The following is a 17264-nucleotide window of genomic DNA, read 5'->3' as shown; positions in this document are numbered from 1 at the left end:
AACCATGACTTACGAGGCCTTTCACGATGCGCTTCGCGACACCCGCTGGCCGCTGAACAATGGTGCAGGCTCGATGCCGGCCGTTGGCTTTGGCACCTTGTTCCGTGATTTGAACACCACCACTGAAGCGGTCAAATGCGCGTTGGAGGTGGGTTTCCGCCACTTCGACTGCGCTGAGCGCTATCGCAATGAGGCGGAGATCGGCGTGGCATTCCAGCAGGTGTTCGCAGCCGGGCAGATTCGCCGCGAAGACGTGTTCATTACCACCAAACTGTGGAACACCAACCACCGTCCCGAGCGGGTCAAACCGGCCTTTGAGGCGAGTTGCCAACGCTTGCAAGCCGACTACATCGATTGCTACCTGATCCACACGCCGTTCGCTTTTCAGCCGGGTGACGATCAGGATCCGCGCGATGTATTCGGCCACGTCATCTACGATGGCGAGATCACGTTGCTCGACACCTGGCGGGCGCTGGAAAGTCTGGTGGATGAGGGTCGCTGCAAATCCATCGGTTTGTCGGACATTACTTTGGAAGCGCTGAAAGAAATCGTCGCGCACGCACGGATCAAACCGGCCGTGGTGCAAATCGAGTCGCACCCGTACCTGCCGGAATGGGAAATGCTCGAGTTCTGCCAACAGCACGGCATCATTCTTCTGGCGTTCGCGCCGCTGGGTCACGGGATGACGCCGAACGTGCTGGAAGATGGGGTGCTGAGCGGGATTGCCCGGCATGTGCAAAAGACTCCGGCGCAAGTGGCGCTGGCGTGGGCGGTGCAGCGTGGCACGGCGTTTCTGACGACCTCGGCGACGCCAGCGCATATCCAGGAGAATTTTGATGTTGCGACATTGCCGCAACGGGCGATGCGTGAGATCAAGGAAGACATCAGCACGCGGATCCGCTTCAATTCGGTGGTGGAAACCGGGGTGCCGGGGTTTATTCCCGGGCGTAAGTCTTGAAGTTTGTGGCGTGACGCAGAGTGCAGCCCTCACCCCCCGCCCTCTCCCGGAGGGAGAGGGAGCCTGATCGCGTGCTATTCAAATCCTGAGTTCGACTTGATATTTCAGATCGGCGGACAGCGCAAGACAACTCGGTCAGTCCCCTCTCCCTCCGGGAGAGGGCGGGGGGTGAGGGACGCTCATGCGCCGAATCCATAATCGCCAAGGCCTTTCAGGTCGGCGGACAGCGCGAGACAACTCGGTCAGTCCCCTCTCCCTCCGGGAGAGGGTTAGGGTGAGGGGCTGCCATTAGAAGTGAACACCGACTCACCAACACCACACAACCCACCATAAGGCGGAACAACGATGGACGTTTTCCAGAGCATGCGTTTCTTCGTCGCCGTCGCGCAAAGCGGCAGCTTTACGGCGGCCGCCGAGCTGCTCGACACCACAACAACCAACGTGTCCAAAGCCGTGTCCGCCCTTGAAGCCCGCCTGCACACGCGCCTGATCAACCGCACCACCCGCCGCCTCGCCCTGACCGAAGCCGGCCTGCGCTACCTGCAACGCTGCGAACGCATACTCGACGACGTCCGCGAGGCCGACGAAGAGGCCGGCACCGCACAAACCCTGCCCGTGGGTCGCTTGAAAATCCACGCCATGTCGGCCATCGGCAACCACTATGTGATCGACGCCATCGCGCGCTATCGCGAGATTCACCCCACGGTGATGTTCGACCTGACCCTGACCAACCGTGTACCGGACCTGCTCGAAGAAGGCTACGACATGTCCATCGTACTGGCCCGCGAACTGCCGGATTCCGGCTTCGTCGCGCAACGGCTGGGTATCACCTACAGCATCCTCTGCGCGTCGCCGGCTTATCTGGAAAAACGCGGCATGCCCCACTCGCCCGACGCCCTGGCCGAACATCAGTGCCTGCGCATCGTCAACACGGTGATGCCAGTGGAGCACTGGGCGTTTGAGGGGCCGCAAGGCATGGAGACCATCACCATTCCCGTGTCGCCCTTTCACATCAACACCGCCGACGGCATGACCATCGCGATCAGGAAAGGCATGGGCATCGGCATTCAGCCGATAGCATCGGCCGTGGATGGCCTGCGGGCGGGGACGTTAGTGCGGGTGCTGCCGGAGTACCGGCTGGAGGAGTTGAACCTGTTCGCGATCTATCCGTCGCGCAAGTTCGTTGATGCGAAGACCAGAACCTGGGTGGATTTTCTCAAGCAGTCGATCCCGGAATTACTGGCATCGGACGAAGATATTGCGGGAGCAAGAAAGCACTGAGCGCAGCAGACAAGGAGTGTCGACCCTCCCTTCTCTGCACTGAATCAACTGGAGCAGCCAGTGCCCATGACCTGATATTGCAGAACATGGCGCTCGCCATGGGAATCCTCGTAAGTCATCTGTACCGGCACCGGCGCGCATTCATTGGCCGGCTCGGTAATCGAGATCACATGCTCGATGTCGAGTTTGCTCGAGTAGCCATAGGTTTCGACCGGCAGGTTTTGCGTCGGCGCCGAATCCGCATAGGCCTGTGCGCCCAGACTGCCAAGCAACAGCGCCATTGCGATTTTCATTGAGTTCATGATGTTCACCGTCTCGTTGAGTGGGCCGCTTCAGCGTGATTGCTGCTGGCCTGGAGACGATGCTAGGGAATGACGGCAGAGGGAAAAATTGGCCGGGTGGACAAACACTGTTGCCAAATCGGCGATGAATGTCTGGACCTGAAAAAAACGGCCCGGAAAGCCCGGATGCAACTCGGTGGACGCGCCGCAATCGGTAAACCACTTCAGACCCCACGGCGGACTCTCTGAAGAGAGTCCGCCGAATTTGCCAAGAGTCAATTCGGCATCAGCACCGTATCGATTACATGAATCACGCCGTTGGACTGCATGACGTCAGCAATAGTAATGGCGGCTTTGCCTCCTTTGGCATCCACCAACCACAGCTTGCCATTGCTTAGCATGACGGTCAGTGATTCGCCCTGGACGGTTTTCAGCATCACTTTGCCGTCGTGCATTTTGGCTTCATCCATCAACTGTTTCGCGGTGTGAGTGCCGGGCACGACGTGGTAAGTCAGAATCTTCGTCAGGTCTGTTTTGTGTTCTGGTTTGACCAGCATATCGACCGTCCCGGCAGGCAATTTGGCGAAGGCCTCATTGGTGGGGGCGAAGACGGTAAACGGCCCTTTACTGTTAAGGGTATCAACCAGTTCGGCAGCCTTGACCGCTGCGACGAGTGTCGTGTGGTCTTTTGAGTTGGCAGCGTTTTCGACAATGGTTTTCGTCGGATACATGGCCGCGCCGCCGACCATGACGTTACCGGCAGCGAAACCGAGTCCAGCGCCAAGGCTCAGCACTGTCAGGCAGGTGAGGACGATGCGTTTGAAAAAAGTATGCATGATGCGTCTCCTGAATTCTTCGACCCTTCGAGTGAGGGTATTGAATTTACGGAGCAGGGGTTGAAATGGATGCAGCATGGTGAAAATTTTTTATACCAGCGCCCGCTCGGCCCTTGGCATGAAGTTCTTGCACAACGACAGGTGCAGGGCTTATCGGAATTTTCCACTCCAGCGCTCACGCAATGTAAAAGAAATACAGGGCCAGGCCCAGCAACTGCATGATCAGCAGGATAGAAAGCACATGATTGCAGCCCTTCCACGCCTGGCTCACCGGTTGGTTTTTTGCCACTCGGTAGCGAAGGTAACTGTCGAGTGAAAGAGACGCTGTGGGGATGAGCACGAACAGAAACGTCAAAAAGAAATTAAACATTTCCTTTGCTCATCGACTCCCAGCCTGTAACCGAGGTTGTTCGCGGCATCTTGCTCTGCTCAAGTCACTTGATCAGATAGCGTAGCTGATAGAGCAAACCCTCAACGCCGCGATTAAATGGCAGAATCCCCTGACCCTGATGATTTCGGAGACCACAATGCTGCGCGTGTTTGAACAACGACTCGACCCATTTCCTCCCGACGAAGCGCCACCCCCGCCCGTTGGCCTGATGCGGTTCCTGTGGGCCTGCACGCGCGGCGCACGCGGTTATATCCTCGCGCTGGCGCTGCTCAGTGCCGGTGTGTCGATCTATGAAGCCTGGCTGTTTTCCTTCCTTGGTCAGGTCGTCGATCTGCTCTCGACGTGGCAGGCCGGCGGCGGTGTCAACGCGCAAGAAAGCCGCGTGTTGTGGGGCATCGGCATTGTGTTGTTTATCAGCATCGGGCTGGTGGCGCTGCGCACCATGGTTCAGCACCAGATCCTGGCGATCAATCTGCCGCTGCGGCTGCGCTGGGATTTCCATCGGCTGATGCTGCGGCAAAGCCTCTCTTTTTTCTCCGACGAGTTCTCCGGACGGGTCACGACCAAGGTCATGCAGACCGCATTGGCCGTGCGCGAAGTGTTGTTCACGCTGATCGAAATCGCACCGGGCATCGGCGTGTACTTCATCGCGATCATCGCCCTGGCTGGCGGCTTCGCCCTGAAACTCATGCTGCCGTTTATTGCCTGGCTCGCATTGTTCGGGCTGGCCATGGTTTATTTTGTGCCGCGTTTGGGGAAAGTCGGCCAGGAACAGGCTGATGCGCGATCGTCGATGACCGGGCGTATTGCCGACGCCTACACCAACATCACCACGGTGAAACTGTTCTCGCACTCCAAACGCGAAGCGCACTTTGCACGGGCGGCGATGGAGGATTTCAAACTCACCGGTTTTCGCCAGATGCGTCTGGTCAGTCAGTTCGAGATCGTCAATCAGGCGCTCGTGGTCGGGCTGATTATCGGTGCCGGCGGCTATGCCCTGTGGCTGTGGCATCTGGGTCAGGTCGGCACCGGCGCGGTCGCGGCGATCACCGCCATGGCGTTGCGCATCAACGGCATGTCGCACTGGATCATGTGGCAGATGACCTCGCTGTTCGAAAACATCGGCACCGTGCAGGACGGCATGGCCACCCTCACCCGTGGCCCCAAAGTGCAAGATGCGCCGAACGCAGGCGTGCTGGTGCCGGCTGGCGGCGCGGTGTCTTTTGACAAGGTGAACTTCAACTACAACGGCGAACGCCAGGTCCTCGACAACTTGAGCCTGCACATCCGCCCCGGTGAAAAAATCGGCCTGGTCGGCCGCTCCGGCGCGGGCAAATCGACGCTGATCAATCTGCTGCTGCGTTTTTATGATGTCGACAGCGGTGAGATCCGCATAGACGGGCAAAACATCGCGCATGTGACCCAAGACAGCCTGCGCAGCGCGATCGGCATGGTCACCCAGGACACGTCGCTGCTGCACCGCTCGATACGCGACAATATCGCCTATGGCCGCCCGGACGCCACCGACGAAGACATCCGCCGCGCCGCCGCCAATGCGCAGGCCGACGGTTTCATCAGCCAACTGAGCGACAAGCAAGGTCACAGCGGCTATGACACTCTGGTCGGCGAGCGCGGCATCAAGCTCTCCGGCGGCCAGCGCCAACGCATCGCCATTGCCCGAGTGATGCTGAAGAACGCGCCAATCCTGCTGCTCGACGAAGCCACCAGTGCGCTGGACTCGGAAGTTGAAGTGGCGATTCAGGAAAGCCTCGATGAAATGATGCAGGGCAAAACCGTGATCGCCATCGCCCATCGGCTGTCGACGATTGCGGCGATGGATCGACTGATTGTCATGGATGAGGGGCGGATTATCGAACAGGGGACGCACACTGAGTTGCTCAACAGAAACGGCATTTATGCGCGGCTCTGGCAGCATCAGAGTGGTGGGTTTCTGGGGGAGGAACAGGGCGTGGCGGCTGCGATGGATCAGGCTTGAGGGTGCGGGGCTGAAGGGTGAGCGACTGCTGTCGGCCAGGAGCGCTAAAGTTAGCGACCCATCTGCCGAAAGCTTTCGTTCCTATCTCATGGAAGACTTCAATGTTTCGCTCAGTTTTTTTCGGCGTTGCCCTGCTCGCCGTCACGGCTACCAGCGCTGCCCAGGCCCAGACCGTCAATACGCCCGAACAACTGCTGACTGAGTTTTCTCGTTGCGATGCGCAATTTTTTGAAAGCCTGCGCGATGCACACCTGCCAGCCGGGACCTTGCGCCTGAGTGATTATGGCTCGGTCAAGGCACCGACGATCATGAGTCCATTGCAGGAAGGTGGCACATACCAGGAATTCGAACATCCGCTGATCGTCAACGGTGTCCGTATGGTCGGCTATTACAACCAGGCCGAAACTATCAAGAGCGTCGGCAATTTCCTGTTCTGGGGTTTCGTAGCCGATGGATCTCCACAAGAAGTGGCCACAAAACTCAAGCCGCTTATCGTCGACAACGCACGCTTTGTCAGTCAGGGCAACGCCATTGCCCGTGCCGAAATCCGCCGCGTCGGTGACCCGATCGGCCAGTGGCGCACCGAGGGGCTGACCGGACCTGGAGTCGCCACGCCGTTTGGTTTCGTGGACCGCGTATTGATGGTCGACACAGGCGACAAGGCACCGCCACTCGCAGGGCACACCACTGTGTTCTGCTCGCTGCAAGGCACCGTGACCGCGCCGCTTTTGCAGGTCTATCGCCCTGACCTCAATGCTCATCTGCTCGACTGACCGGGATGCTTATCATGAATTTTCGCTGGCCTGCACTGATCGCCTGTTCCGTCATTCTCACCGGCTGTGCCGGAATGCAGAATCCGCAAAGAGCCAACCTTGCCCACTGTGGTAATCAGTTCAAGGCGTACAAAGCCCAAAGCTACCCTCTGGCACTGCAGGAAGGTGACCTGTGCCTGAAGGAAAATACACTTACTGTCTCGTTTCAAAGTTTGGTTTATGCGGTTCAGGCCGAGACCTACAGCAACCTCAAGCGCTTTCCAGAAGCCGTGGCCGCCAAGGAGAAATCCATGCAACTGGCAGGCAAGCCTGATCCGCGCGCCAACCTCGATTTGAGCGCCATGTATCGCGACGCTGGCAACCCGAAGAAAGCCCTTGAACTGGTGCAGTACAACCTTGATAACGAGTTGGGAGAAGCCGGAAAGGGTTCCGGCTTCCATATGCCGACCTACTATCATCTGGGCCTCGCACTGACGGATCTGGGTCAGTATCGAGAGGCCGCTGAGGCATTCAGCACCGGCCTTCAGCGCCAGCCGGACTATGCCTGGGGCTATTACGCGCGCGGGATTGCGTACGACCACTTGGGAGACAGGGCCGACGCCAAGGCCGATTTCACGAAGTTCTCGCAGATCGTCGACAAGAAGTATGTGATGGAAGAGCACAAGGCCAAGCTCGCGGACTACAAGATCTCCATGCCGTGATTTGAGTGCTGCGCTATTGCTGAATGCCGCACGAACGCCGTGCGGCACATCACCCGTGATCGTTGTTCGTTTTATCTGAGGTAGTACTTTTGAAAAAAATAATGTCAGCCGGATGCGTAATCTTGCTCGTGAGTGGCTGCACCTTTACGGCCGTCGATAAGCTCGGGCCGGGTGAATATATGATCACCAGCCATGGCAGCATATTCAATTCAAGAGAAGGCATGCTGGAGAACATAAACCAGAAAGCCGCAAAGGCTTGTAATAACAAGCCTTACCATCTGGTAGGTGACTCAAACGCGAATATGGTTATCGCCACGCAAACACAGATTGGAAGCACTCCAACCACCATCCTTGGACTAAAAGCGATTTGCGAGGATGGCAGTTAATAGCCGAGACTTTCACTAAGCGGAGTGCGACGGCAACCCTTGAGCAGGGTACGAACGTTGCACTCCCTCCCGACGCCTTGATGGCCGTGCACTTTCAACTCGCTGGCACCGCAAACACCGCACTGGCCCGCGCAACCGTGCGCTCGCCGACATGCAGGCTAACGGCAGCAAACGCCAGTTGCCGGCCTTTTTTCGAGTACTCAAGACGCACTTCCAGCCACTCATTCATTTTCACCGAGCCAAGATAATCCAGAGTCATGCTCGCGGTGATCAATGGCTGCGGAGGATCGCTGGAAAAGGCCATGGCGTAACCCATGCCGACATCGGCCAACGTCGCCAAGACACCGCCATGCAGGGTGCCACGGCCATTGGCATGGCGTGAGTCAGTCAATAAACCCAGTTCCAGTTGCAACCCGCTGCCCCTCGCGTAGATCGGGCCAAGCAAATCGAGCAACGGGCTGCTGCGGCTGAACGGGGCGAATCCTTCGGGAATTGCGGTGGCGTCCATGATCCCTCCTCGTGCCGGTGACTCACCGGTTTCATTGACCAGAACAGGGAGGATTTGGGCAATCGCCTGATGGAGCAAGAACTATACGGATGCGGAATCTGCAGTGATAACCCGTCCCGAGCGATCAGCCGGTCGACGCCAGATCGCGACGCTCCATCATCCGGACACTGGCAAACGTCGATTCGTTTCTTGCCTGATCAAGCGTCGTCAGCGGATCGATTGTTGACGGCTGCGTTACCAGTTTATGGCTCATTTCAGAACCAGATCGCTCGTCACTCGGCGGCACGCCAAAGTGCTCGCGATAGCATTTGGAAAAATGCGGCGTGGAAACGAAACCGCAGACATACGCCAGCTCAACGATCGACAGCGATGTTTGCTTGAGCAGTTGCCGCGCGCGAATCAGCCGCAACTTCAAGTAGTAGCGCGACGGCGTGCATTGCAGGTATTTCTGAAATAGCCGTTCCAGCTGTCGCCGTGACAGATCGACGTATTCAGCGAGGTTATCGAGATCGATCGGTTCCTCAAGATTCGCCTCCATCAACGCGACCACTTCCTGCAGCTTCGGCTGGTGCGTACCGACCACGTGCTTGAGCGGCACGCGCTGATGGTCCTGCTCGTTGCGGATGCGCTCGTAGACAAACATCTCGGAAATGGCGGCGGACAGTTCACGGCCATGATCGCGGGCAATCAGGTGCAGCATCATGTCCAGCGGCGCGGTTCCGCCGGAGCAGGTGAAGCGGTTGCGATCGAGGGTAAACAGGCTGGTGCTGACGCTGACGCGCGGGAAAGCTTCCTGCATGGCCGCGAGAAATTCCCAGTGCACGCTGCATTCGTAGCCATCGAGCAGCCCGGCTTTGGCCAGTGCCCAGCTGCCGGTGCACACCCCGCCCAAGCGTTTCGATCGACGCGCCAGCGCTTGCAGCCAGGTTGTGTGTTCGCGGGTTATCACGCTCTGGATGCCGACGCCTCCGCAGACGATGACCGTATCCGCCACGGAGGGATTGCTCCACACGCCATCCGGGGTGATCGGCACGCCGTCGCTGGCCCAGACCGGGGCGCCACCGGGGCTGTAGGTATGCCAGCGATACAGCGTCCGGCCCGTCAGTTGATTGGCCATGCGCAATGGCTCGACGGCGGACGCCAGCGACATGAGGGTGAACTTGTCCAGCAGCAAAAAACCCACGCATTGAGTTGCTGCGTCGGCCACGGAGGGGGTCGCTGACATCATGTCCTCGTAAGAGTCGGTTTGAGACACAGGCGTCTGTCATGCCCCTCGACATTCGCGAAGGGCTTATCAGGTTCGGCGCAAACGCCTACCCCGCTGACGTGACCCTCGCCGCTGGCGCAGGATGACGCGACGTCACCAGGCCGATAAAGGAAATCGCCAGTGCCAGGCCAATGGTGGTGGTGACTTCGGTGCGGTGTTGCGGGGTGATCATCATCACCGCCAGCGCGGCGCAGATAAACACAATCACCAGCCACGTCAGCCACGGAAACAGCCACATGCGAAAGGTCAGCTCGACGTTGCGTTGTTGCAATATCCGCCGCATGCGCAACTGCGACACCGCGATCGCCAGGTACACCAGCAAGGCAATTGCACCGGAACTGGCCAGCAGGAATTGAAACAGCCCGGCGGGCATGAAGTAGCTCCACACGGTGATCAACGCACCCAGTACGGTACTGGCGATAACGGCCGCGCGGGGCACGCCTGCCGAGGAGGTCGCCTTGAGGATTTTCGGCGCATCGCCACGACGGCCCAGCGAGTACAGCATGCGCGAGGCAATGTAGATCGAAGAGTTCATGCAACTGGCCACGGCGATCAGCACGACCACGTCGACCATGAACTTGGCATGGGGAATGTTCATGATTTCCAGGGCGCGCTGATAAGAGCCGACCGAGGCCAGCAACGGATCATTCCAGGGCACCACGGAGATCACCACGAAGATCGACAGCAGGTAAAACACGCCGATACGCCAGATCACCGAGCGCGTGGCCTTGGCAATGTTTCGCGACGGGTCGTTGGATTCGGCAGCGGCGATGGTCACTGCTTCGGTACCGATGAAACTGAACATGATGGTGATGAACGCGCCGACTACTGCCGACAGACCGTTGGGCGCGAACCCGCCGTGGTCGGCCATCAACCCGCTCAAGCCGCTGACTTCCCTGTCGGGAATCCACCCCATCAGCACGGCAAAACCGACACCGATAAAACCAATGATCGCCACGACCTTGGCCATGGCAAACCAGAACTCGAATTCACCGTACTTGGACACGCTGAACAGGTTGGTCACCACCAGCGCAATGATCGAGCCCAAAGCAAACAACCAGGCATCGACCTGAGGAAACCACTGGTTCAAAACATGCCCGGCCGCCAACGCTTCGATAGGAATCACCAGAACCCAGAACCACCAATAGAGCCACCCGATGGTGAAGCCCGCCCAGCGCCCGATCGCCTGATCGGCGTAAGTCGAGAACGAGCCGGTGTCCGGATTGGCCACCGCCATTTCGCCGAGCATGCGCATGACCAGCACGACGAGCAGACCCGAGAACAGATAAGCCAGCAGAACCGCCGGCCCCGCTGCGGCAATGGCATGCCCTGAGCCTACGAACAAACCGGCGCCGATAATCCCGGCGATGGACAGCATGGTGACGTGACGAGGCTTGAAGCCCTGCGCCAATTGGCTACTCGAATCCATGGAGTTAGGGCTGATCATTGGTTTTTTTATTCTCTGCTGATCGACATTAAGCGAGTTGATGTGAGCAAACGATCATCATCGTTGCCTGTAGAACTCCCCGAAAGAAGCCTTCCTCAACCGCCGCAGTTCTTATCAACCCCATGATCTGTATGGGGTTATCTTGACTTAAAGACACCTCACCTTACCCGGCCTGCCCGGTGAGTCAGTAGCCTGATTGCGCCATGATCGTGTCTGATATCGACATTCGAGAACCTAACGGTCTCGATGAGAACCCGACGGTCAGCCGGCGGACCAAAATCATCTTTCCGGTTGGCTGAACGGTTTTTTTAATAATCATCCAAACGCAATACGCAGGTCCTTGATCACCTCTTCAATGGAGCGTCCTTGCGTCTTCGGTGGTACGGGATTTTCTCCAAACTCTCGCCACACGAATAGCGTCAGCTCTGCACCGTCAGTCGACGGAACAGCGCCTTCAGCGTAAGCGAGCGTCTCAAAGAGCCGGTATCGAGGGTCCTGCCAGAACAGATCTTCGACCCAGTGATAAACCGGAATGAAATGGAAGTGGATCGGTAAACCTGGCTGATGCCCATATCGACCGATATAGAGGCGTTTGGGCTTGAGTCGACATTCGATGATCTGCTGGGTTTTGGCCATTAAACCGCCCAATTCGGCCAAGCCATCGACTGACAGGTCAGCCAACGACGTGGTTTCGACCTTCGTTCCCAGCATCAGATAGCCGGGAAGCGTGTTCGCCAGATGGTGATTGATGATCCAGTGTTCGGTTTCATGAATGATGAAATCCGGGGCAATTTCCATGTGCCAGAAGTCCTGAAGCAATTGACGCCTCAGAGTAACAAAGGACTCGTCACGATGCCTGCGCAGATCCCGCCCACCCCGGCAACGCAAACATAACCCGCGCCCCGCAAGGCATGTTCGCCTCGGCCCACAAGCGTCCGCCATGGGCAACAATAGTCGTCACTCATGAGGTGACGTTTGAAAGAGCTTGAAAAGATCAAGTCGCTCCTGACTGAGATGAGGTCTTCAGAAAATAAGGATCTTTTGTCCTCCGGCGCAAGTCGCGTAGGCTGGCGCTTTTGCGCAAACAATCTGCCCCCGCAAGGATGCACAGGACCGCCCCATGAACACGACACAAGACTGGCTGGACCGGTTGGCACAAAAGCAAGGACAGCCTTCCACCTATGAAGATTATCGGCGCAACGAGGCGCTGGAGATTCTCGCTCGCCTCGGCAATACCGGCACCTGGGCAGACGTTAGCAACGACTACAACGGTTTCGTTCGCGAAGTCGCTGTGCGGGAGCTGTGCAGGCAGCCTTCTGCCGAAGCATTAGCGGTGTTGATCGAACGCCTGAACGATTGGGTCCCACAGGTTCGCGACCTGGCGGCGGCGGGCCTGCAACACTACCTCTCCCCTGTTCATACCCAGGCTTGGTTGTCCGCTCTCGAACCCTTGATGGGATTGGCAGCACAACGCCGGGTCGACCACAGCCAGACGCTATCGACGGTTCGCGCAATGCTGCAATCGGCGAAATGCCGGGACGAGGTGTACGCCGATTTCCTGAATCGCCAAGGCAAAGCGGCGCGCTACCTGTTTACGCTGTTGCTGGAAAATCCTGAGAACCCCGAAACCCTGCTCCGCAGCGCTTTAGCTCATCGAGAGTTGACCGTACGCTTGATGGCGGTGTCGGCGAGTGCGATGTTGCCGGCGGCGCGAAGTCTGCCGTTGCTCCTTGAAGCGATGTCACGGCCCGGCGGCAAAATCCGTGTGCGCGTGCTGTATGCGCTGCTGCCGCTACTCGCCGATTCGAAACCTGTACTGCACGAAGCCTTGTTGGATGTGTCACCTGCCGTCCGCAATCTGGCACTGTGGGCCGCACCGCGTAACGACGTTGATGCGCACGCGGTCCTCGCCGAGCGCTTGAGTCAGCCATTACCGACGGTAAAACAACACTGGCTGGGCGTGATCGGCCTGACCACTGAACTCGCTGGCACGTTACCAGAGCACTGGCACGCCCGCGCATTACGCTCGGTTTTTGTTACCGTGCGACAAGCCGCCGCGCGCCTGCTTCGCGATGATCAATTGCCTGAGCTGTTCGCGGTGCTCGATGATCCGTCGGATAAAGTTTTTGCGGTGGTGATTGCGCAACTGGACAAAGTTTCCTGGCCGTTGTTGAGGAACGAATTAACAGCCAGACTCGATCGAGACTGGCATGAACTCCCGCTGACGCGTCGCAGCGCCATTTTTCGACTGCTCCCGAGATGGCAACAAATCGGCTACTTGTTAGGCCGCCTCGATACTGGGCACGCCGGACAAACCTACTGGATCGGCCAAATCGAATCGTGGTGCGACAGGCAATATCTGGTTGTCGATCCGGTAACACCGAAGGCAGAGCGCGAAACACTGCGGGAAAAAATTCGCGAGTTGACGGCAAAGGGACTGATTCGCTCAGGCGTACGTTTGCTCTCCTGAATGATCCGGGCTGTTGATTAATACAACGGCTACCTTTCCTCATTTACATGGAACGACGGTCGCTCCTTGTTCTCTACCGCTGAACCTACAGCGGAGGGATTGACCATGATTGCCCCTGAAACCGGTATGAAACCGGGTGAGCGTTATCGCATTGAAAGCGTCGAGCGCGCGCCGCAATTTCCTGGATTTTTCCTCGACGGCAAGTATTACCTGGGCCCCGAGTTGCAAACGGCCGTGGGCTGGCTCGAAGGGCAGAAATTCCTGTATGACCAACTCGATCCCAATGGCGAACCGGTTTATCCGGACAGAATCGTCGGCACTATCACCGCACGGACACTGGAGTTGTCAGATGGCCTGCGTCTGAGCATCGAGGAAATGCCGTTTCAGGCAGAGGTCATTACGCCATTGCAGACGCTTGACGATATAGCTATTGAAACCCGACCACTGACGATATCGCAGCGGCATACAGCAGCAGGCTTGCGCCAACCGATGCAACCTTCGGCGCTCCTGGTTGCAGGCACTGCATTGCTGGTCGGGCTGTGCCTGTTGGCGATCAATCGTTCTGGTCGTCGAGTCAGGTAGTCTTCGAATGATCCCGGCAGTGACCGTGACTGGATTGCTGCCCGCGATCACAAGCCAAGTACAGCGCTTGCTTCGCGCATGAAGATTTCCACGGTTTTCGGACCGATGCCGTCGAACTCCAGCAGCCGTTTCTCAAACGCCTGGCGGTCAGCGCTGGCCTCGACCATATGGCTGACCTTGCCCGCGTACTCGTCGTTTAAACGGCGTGCCAAGGCGTGAAGCCGCACGGCGGTGGTCTCGTCATAACGCACGTAATGCGCCTCCCCGAGCATCGCGACCAGTTCACGATGGCTGCACGCGGCCAGTTTGCGCGGTGTATCGCGCCCGTGCTTATCGGCAATCACCCGATAGGCTTCTGCGGCGATTTCGGCTTGTATCCGCTTGCCCATCAGGAAACTGGCAAGCAGCCATTTGAACAGGGAACCGTCGTCGTTGTGCTGGAGGTGAATGTTCAAATCCCTGGCACTGATCGTCTTGGTCACCGGCTACCTCCGGGGTTGAAATCGATGGGATTTTTCGTCCCCTTGTCTACTCGGCAAGGCTTGATTTTTAGGCTTGCGCCCGCTCCAGCCGTTCAACTCAAAACAATTCTCAGCAGCCTGAAACAAACTCCGAAAATCCTTTGAATTTTTTTTGTCGGCAAAACTCATTTGCGTATGAGCGTAAGGAGGAACGCATGAGCAACGTCGACATCTTTGTCATCGAATACAAACTGCACGGCCAGCCAAAATCATTCGTCATCCGCGCGAAAACCATGCGCAATGCCGATGCCTGGCATTGGGCGAGTTGCGATGCCGGCATCGCGCCAATTCCCAAACCCGGCAAACCGCCGTTGAAAGTGATCTCGAAACCTCAAGCCGAGCGCTTTGGCATCACTGAAGTGAAATGGCGTGAAACGGTGACCGTGGACTGGACGGAGGCATAGTCATGCTTAAACAAATCGGGAATACGCTGATCCGCCGTGACCATCGCGCGAGTTGCCATTGCGGCGCGGTCATTCTCGAAATCCATTTGCCCGATGGCCTGCCCCCGCCCCATCGCTGCGACTGCTCGTTCTGCAAGCGTCGAGGCGCAATTGTGGCGGCGGTGCCAGCGGCTGACTTGACGGTAATTCGCGGTAAATCAGCGTTATTGAAGTACAGCTTTGGCCAGCAAGTGGCGGAGCACTTTTTCTGCGGCAACTGCGGGATCTACACACATCACCGACGCAGCACCAATCCGCATGAGTTTGGTTTCAATGTCGGCTGTCTTGAAGGGGTCAACCCTTATGATCTGGGTGAGGTGCCTGTTGCGGAGGGCGGGGCTTGGCAGTCGCCGTGAGGGCAACTGACCGCTGGCGAGCACATCAAGGCTCGCCAGCGGATCTATCAGAACGGTCGGCATTAACGAAAGAAATTTCCTTACTGCACTTTCAATTCAAGCAACTCACCGCCCTCTTTACTCAAACGCTCCAGATACGCACCGGCATCGAGCAACTGATAAGGGAAGTACAGACCTGCCGGAGTGGGTGGTTTGCCGTCCAGCCCGAGCAGTCGTTCCAGCAACATGGCCACGCTGAGCCCTGTCAACGCTGCGGCGCCTGCCGGGTGAACGACGGCATGACGTGTGTGCAACGTCCGGCCCTGGCGATCCTCGCCGACCATTTCGATGAGAATTTCGGTCGACATCGGCCGACCCGCGCGCCGCGAAGAACTCACCCCGCTGGCCAGATTGAACTGCACATTTGGCGCGTCGGTGGCGGCAGCCAGCCCGGTAACATCAATGGACGAGAAGCCAGAGGCTTGCATCGACGTGCCGTCCACCGCACGGAAGCTGACGTTCTGCTCCTCACCTTCACGCCAGATGTAATTGCCATCGCGCCGCGTCAGGGCGGCGGGCAGCATTTTGCTCAAGTGTTCAAAATCTTTGGCCACGGCCGGCCCGCCGCCGTCCTGCTCGTCAACCAACGCATCAATGCGAATATCGCGCACCCGGGCAAACGCCTCGGCAAGGTGCAGCGCCGTCACTGTCGTTGCACCCACCATCCACTCGTAACCCAGCACGATGGAGGACGCGTCAGGGCGATGGATGTAACTGGCGATTTGCGGCGCAATCTCGAAAATGCCGGACGAAATGCTCAAGTGCGGCACCTTGCGCTGCTGCGCAAAACGCAGCCCGGCCAGGGAATGATCCATGTAGAAAACCGCCACGGCGCTAATCGGGCGATCGCCCAGTCCCAGATCATCGGCCGCAGGATCAATGACCACGCCCTGCGCCCTGCCCATTTCCTCGGCGGCTTGCTGAGCCTTGGCCATGTCGCGGCCGCCGATCAGCAAAGGGACATCGGGATGGGCGGCGCGCAGGGCTTTGGCAGAACGGTGGCCGATGGCGCCGGATCCGCCCAGAAACAAAATCGGATGAACTGACATGGGTATCCTTCCTCGTCTTTTTTGGGTTGCAACTTAGTGTTGGTGCGTTCCCTGTCGCGAGGGTTCCAACGCAGTGATCCGAGTATTGACGCATGTCATTTTGAACGGCGTGTTGATGAGGCGTGTTTAGGCGTTTTCCATCACTGTTTAAAAGACACGCCGCGTTACCGGCTCAAGGCTACAACTTCTTGCGCCATTGCCTACGACTACGCCAGAATCCGCCGGCTTGTGCGTCTGGGGCGCGGGTTTTATCGTTTCCGGGTCACTGAAAAACAGTGATGGGGTTTGGTAGCCCGCTTCCATATGACGCATAACGTCACCGTGCGCAGATGCTCTTTCAGCGTTTGTCTTATGGTGGCCATGCGCAGGGCGTCCTCGGGCGCGCCGGATTTTCCATATGGGCCGGTCTACCAACCTTCGTATGGCCACCACCTTTCGTTTGGTAGCGAAGGTGATGGCTCCTTAAGTCCCATATGGAGCTTCATCTATGTTCAAACCAACGCCGAATCCCCCAGAAACCGATCCAGTCTCACCCTACAAATTCCCAGATTCCCGAGCACTCAACGAAGCCGCCGAACGCGCCCTCGACTACTACCTAACGCCAACCCAACGCATCATGGGAAGCGACAAAAAACACGCGCCCATGTTTCTCGCCAACTCCGACTACGACAGCGAATCCCTGCTCGTCAACGCCAGCGAGTCCCTCAGCTCAGCCACCGAAATGCTCTGCAACTTCGCCGCCCTTCTGGACCCAGGCCACCGCAAAACTGCGCTGGGAATTGCGCAAGTGGTGATGCTGGGGGAACTGGCGGTTAACCAAGCACTGGATAAAGTTGTGCCGGTGGATTGATGGGAATTCCCACTGTGGCGGCTGTGAGGTCGCCGCCACAGTGGGGAACGTATATTCAACGCGTCTGCTATGGGCCAAGGACTGAGACTCCCTGGCCGATAGCTGCCGGATAAAATATTTCTCATCGAA

The 17264-nt window shown here is 57.9% G+C and carries 20 protein-coding genes; 11 read left to right on the top strand and 9 right to left on the bottom strand.

The features are described 5' to 3' along the window. The first annotated feature begins 4 nt into the window (after positions 1 to 4). The gene (locus L8H52_RS13450) at positions 5 to 958 is read left to right on the top strand and encodes an aldo/keto reductase (protein ID WP_242207455.1); all 954 of its coding nucleotides are present in this window, start codon (positions 5 to 7) and stop codon (positions 956 to 958) included. A gap of 345 nt (positions 959 to 1303) precedes the next feature. Next, a complete protein-coding gene (locus L8H52_RS13445) occupies positions 1304 to 2239 on the top strand; it encodes a LysR family transcriptional regulator (protein WP_242207454.1) in 936 nt (311 codons plus the stop codon). A 44-nt stretch (positions 2240 to 2283) separates the two neighbouring features. Here the strand turns inward: L8H52_RS13445 and L8H52_RS13440 are convergent, their stop codons facing one another. The 3 genes from L8H52_RS13440 to L8H52_RS13430 form a co-directional block, all read right to left on the bottom strand. Further along, a complete protein-coding gene (locus L8H52_RS13440; protein ID WP_242207453.1) occupies positions 2284 to 2541 on the bottom strand; it encodes a DUF2790 domain-containing protein in 258 nt (85 codons plus the stop codon). Between the two features lie 254 nt (positions 2542 to 2795). Then, on the bottom strand, positions 2796 to 3356 hold the full coding sequence (locus L8H52_RS13435; RefSeq protein WP_242207452.1) for a fasciclin domain-containing protein: 561 nt from the start codon (positions 3354 to 3356) through the stop codon (positions 2796 to 2798). 175 nt (positions 3357 to 3531) lie between these two features. Further along, a complete protein-coding gene (locus L8H52_RS13430; protein ID WP_242207451.1) occupies positions 3532 to 3726 on the bottom strand; it encodes a hypothetical protein in 195 nt (64 codons plus the stop codon). Between the two features lie 157 nt (positions 3727 to 3883). Here L8H52_RS13430 and L8H52_RS13425 point away from each other — a divergent pair, with 157 nt between their 5' ends. The 4 genes from L8H52_RS13425 to L8H52_RS13410 all read left to right on the top strand — a co-directional run bounded on the left by L8H52_RS13425 (position 3884) and on the right by L8H52_RS13410 (position 7603). Then, on the top strand, positions 3884 to 5743 hold the full coding sequence (locus L8H52_RS13425; RefSeq protein ID WP_242207450.1) for an ABC transporter ATP-binding protein: 1860 nt from the start codon (positions 3884 to 3886) through the stop codon (positions 5741 to 5743). A 101-nt stretch (positions 5744 to 5844) separates the two neighbouring features. Further along, the gene (locus tag L8H52_RS13420) at positions 5845 to 6516 is read left to right on the top strand and encodes a hypothetical protein (protein WP_242207449.1); all 672 of its coding nucleotides are present in this window, start codon (positions 5845 to 5847) and stop codon (positions 6514 to 6516) included. A 14-nt stretch (positions 6517 to 6530) separates the two neighbouring features. Continuing rightward, positions 6531 to 7217, top strand: a complete 687-nt coding sequence (locus L8H52_RS13415; RefSeq protein WP_242207448.1) for a tetratricopeptide repeat protein — start codon at positions 6531 to 6533, stop codon at positions 7215 to 7217. A gap of 179 nt (positions 7218 to 7396) precedes the next feature. After that, positions 7397 to 7603, top strand: coding sequence for a hypothetical protein (locus L8H52_RS13410; protein WP_242207447.1), 207 nt, complete (start codon positions 7397 to 7399; stop codon positions 7601 to 7603). Positions 7604 to 7697: 94 nt separating this feature from the next. Here L8H52_RS13410 and L8H52_RS13405 read toward each other — a convergent pair whose 3' ends face one another. The 4 genes from L8H52_RS13405 to L8H52_RS13390 all read right to left on the bottom strand — a co-directional run bounded on the left by L8H52_RS13405 (position 7698) and on the right by L8H52_RS13390 (position 11623). Beyond that, positions 7698 to 8111 (bottom strand): PaaI family thioesterase, encoded by a 414-nt coding sequence (locus L8H52_RS13405; RefSeq protein WP_242207446.1) that lies wholly within the window; start codon positions 8109 to 8111, stop codon positions 7698 to 7700. A 124-nt stretch (positions 8112 to 8235) separates the two neighbouring features. After that, the gene (locus tag L8H52_RS13400; protein ID WP_242207445.1) at positions 8236 to 9336 is read right to left on the bottom strand and encodes a GlxA family transcriptional regulator; all 1101 of its coding nucleotides are present in this window, start codon (positions 9334 to 9336) and stop codon (positions 8236 to 8238) included. An 88-nt stretch (positions 9337 to 9424) separates the two neighbouring features. Beyond that, positions 9425 to 10825, bottom strand: coding sequence for a GABA permease (gabP, locus tag L8H52_RS13395; protein WP_242207444.1), 1401 nt, complete (start codon positions 10823 to 10825; stop codon positions 9425 to 9427). 315 nt (positions 10826 to 11140) lie between these two features. Then, positions 11141 to 11623: an HIT family protein gene (locus L8H52_RS13390; protein WP_242207443.1), complete on the bottom strand. Its 483-nt coding sequence runs from the start codon at positions 11621 to 11623 to the stop codon at positions 11141 to 11143. Between the two features lie 322 nt (positions 11624 to 11945). Here L8H52_RS13390 and L8H52_RS13385 point away from each other — a divergent pair, with 322 nt between their 5' ends. Together L8H52_RS13385 and L8H52_RS13380 are read left to right on the top strand one after the other, a co-directional pair. Next, on the top strand, positions 11946 to 13295 hold the full coding sequence (locus L8H52_RS13385) for a PBS lyase (RefSeq protein WP_242207442.1): 1350 nt from the start codon (positions 11946 to 11948) through the stop codon (positions 13293 to 13295). Between the two features lie 105 nt (positions 13296 to 13400). Next, positions 13401 to 13877 (top strand): short chain dehydrogenase, encoded by a 477-nt coding sequence (locus L8H52_RS13380; RefSeq protein ID WP_242207441.1) that lies wholly within the window; start codon positions 13401 to 13403, stop codon positions 13875 to 13877. Between the two features lie 47 nt (positions 13878 to 13924). On the opposite strand, the gene L8H52_RS13375 is transcribed toward L8H52_RS13380, so the two are convergent. Continuing rightward, on the bottom strand, positions 13925 to 14359 hold the full coding sequence (locus L8H52_RS13375) for a DNA methylase (protein WP_242207440.1): 435 nt from the start codon (positions 14357 to 14359) through the stop codon (positions 13925 to 13927). A gap of 194 nt (positions 14360 to 14553) precedes the next feature. On the opposite strand from L8H52_RS13375, the gene L8H52_RS13370 reads away from it, so the two are divergent. Together L8H52_RS13370 and L8H52_RS13365 are read left to right on the top strand one after the other, a co-directional pair. Continuing rightward, positions 14554 to 14802 (top strand): DUF6555 family protein, encoded by a 249-nt coding sequence (locus tag L8H52_RS13370; protein ID WP_242207439.1) that lies wholly within the window; start codon positions 14554 to 14556, stop codon positions 14800 to 14802. A 2-nt stretch (positions 14803 to 14804) separates the two neighbouring features. Beyond that, on the top strand, positions 14805 to 15197 hold the full coding sequence (locus tag L8H52_RS13365) for a GFA family protein (RefSeq protein ID WP_242207438.1): 393 nt from the start codon (positions 14805 to 14807) through the stop codon (positions 15195 to 15197). Between the two features lie 80 nt (positions 15198 to 15277). Here the strand turns inward: L8H52_RS13365 and L8H52_RS13360 are convergent, their stop codons facing one another. Continuing rightward, complete coding sequence (locus L8H52_RS13360; RefSeq protein WP_242207437.1) at positions 15278 to 16285, bottom strand: NAD(P)-dependent oxidoreductase; 1008 nt, start codon at positions 16283 to 16285, stop codon at positions 15278 to 15280. Positions 16286 to 16772: 487 nt separating this feature from the next. Here L8H52_RS13360 and L8H52_RS13355 point away from each other — a divergent pair, with 487 nt between their 5' ends. Next, the gene (locus L8H52_RS13355) at positions 16773 to 17135 is read left to right on the top strand and encodes a hypothetical protein (protein ID WP_242207436.1); all 363 of its coding nucleotides are present in this window, start codon (positions 16773 to 16775) and stop codon (positions 17133 to 17135) included. The last annotated feature ends 129 nt before the right edge of the window (positions 17136 to 17264 follow it).

Origin of the sequence: Pseudomonas sp. CROZ-RG-20F-R04-15, assembly GCF_022662375.1 — a bacterium.
GTDB lineage: Bacteria > Pseudomonadota > Gammaproteobacteria > Pseudomonadales > Pseudomonadaceae > Aquipseudomonas.
This window is presented reverse-complemented; position numbering and strand designations above follow the sequence as displayed.

Excerpts from the sequence above, each read along its gene's own strand:
- L8H52_RS13440 (WP_242207453.1), bottom strand. The coding sequence starts at position 2,541 with ATGAACTCAATGAAAATCGCAATGGCGCTGTTGCTTGGCAGTCTGGGC.
- L8H52_RS13355 (WP_242207436.1), top strand. The coding sequence starts at position 16,773 with ATGTTCAAACCAACGCCGAATCCCCCAGAAACCGATCCAGTCTCACCC.
- L8H52_RS13385 (WP_242207442.1), top strand. The coding sequence starts at position 11,946 with ATGAACACGACACAAGACTGGCTGGACCGGTTGGCACAAAAGCAAGGA.
- L8H52_RS13380 (WP_242207441.1), top strand. The coding sequence starts at position 13,401 with ATGATTGCCCCTGAAACCGGTATGAAACCGGGTGAGCGTTATCGCATT.
- L8H52_RS13400 (WP_242207445.1), bottom strand. The coding sequence starts at position 9,336 with ATGTCAGCGACCCCCTCCGTGGCCGACGCAGCAACTCAATGCGTGGGT.
- gabP (WP_242207444.1), bottom strand. The coding sequence starts at position 10,825 with ATGATCAGCCCTAACTCCATGGATTCGAGTAGCCAATTGGCGCAGGGC.
- L8H52_RS13430 (WP_242207451.1), bottom strand. The coding sequence starts at position 3,726 with ATGTTTAATTTCTTTTTGACGTTTCTGTTCGTGCTCATCCCCACAGCG.
- L8H52_RS13445 (WP_242207454.1), top strand. The coding sequence starts at position 1,304 with ATGGACGTTTTCCAGAGCATGCGTTTCTTCGTCGCCGTCGCGCAAAGC.
- L8H52_RS13425 (WP_242207450.1), top strand. The coding sequence starts at position 3,884 with ATGCTGCGCGTGTTTGAACAACGACTCGACCCATTTCCTCCCGACGAA.
- L8H52_RS13410 (WP_242207447.1), top strand. The coding sequence starts at position 7,397 with ATGATCACCAGCCATGGCAGCATATTCAATTCAAGAGAAGGCATGCTG.
- L8H52_RS13435 (WP_242207452.1), bottom strand. The coding sequence starts at position 3,356 with ATGCATACTTTTTTCAAACGCATCGTCCTCACCTGCCTGACAGTGCTG.
- L8H52_RS13450 (WP_242207455.1), top strand. The coding sequence starts at position 5 with ATGACTTACGAGGCCTTTCACGATGCGCTTCGCGACACCCGCTGGCCG.
- L8H52_RS13405 (WP_242207446.1), bottom strand. The coding sequence starts at position 8,111 with ATGGACGCCACCGCAATTCCCGAAGGATTCGCCCCGTTCAGCCGCAGC.
- L8H52_RS13370 (WP_242207439.1), top strand. The coding sequence starts at position 14,554 with ATGAGCAACGTCGACATCTTTGTCATCGAATACAAACTGCACGGCCAG.
- L8H52_RS13415 (WP_242207448.1), top strand. The coding sequence starts at position 6,531 with ATGAATTTTCGCTGGCCTGCACTGATCGCCTGTTCCGTCATTCTCACC.
- L8H52_RS13390 (WP_242207443.1), bottom strand. The coding sequence starts at position 11,623 with ATGGAAATTGCCCCGGATTTCATCATTCATGAAACCGAACACTGGATC.
- L8H52_RS13365 (WP_242207438.1), top strand. The coding sequence starts at position 14,805 with ATGCTTAAACAAATCGGGAATACGCTGATCCGCCGTGACCATCGCGCG.
- L8H52_RS13360 (WP_242207437.1), bottom strand. The coding sequence starts at position 16,285 with ATGTCAGTTCATCCGATTTTGTTTCTGGGCGGATCCGGCGCCATCGGC.
- L8H52_RS13420 (WP_242207449.1), top strand. The coding sequence starts at position 5,845 with ATGTTTCGCTCAGTTTTTTTCGGCGTTGCCCTGCTCGCCGTCACGGCT.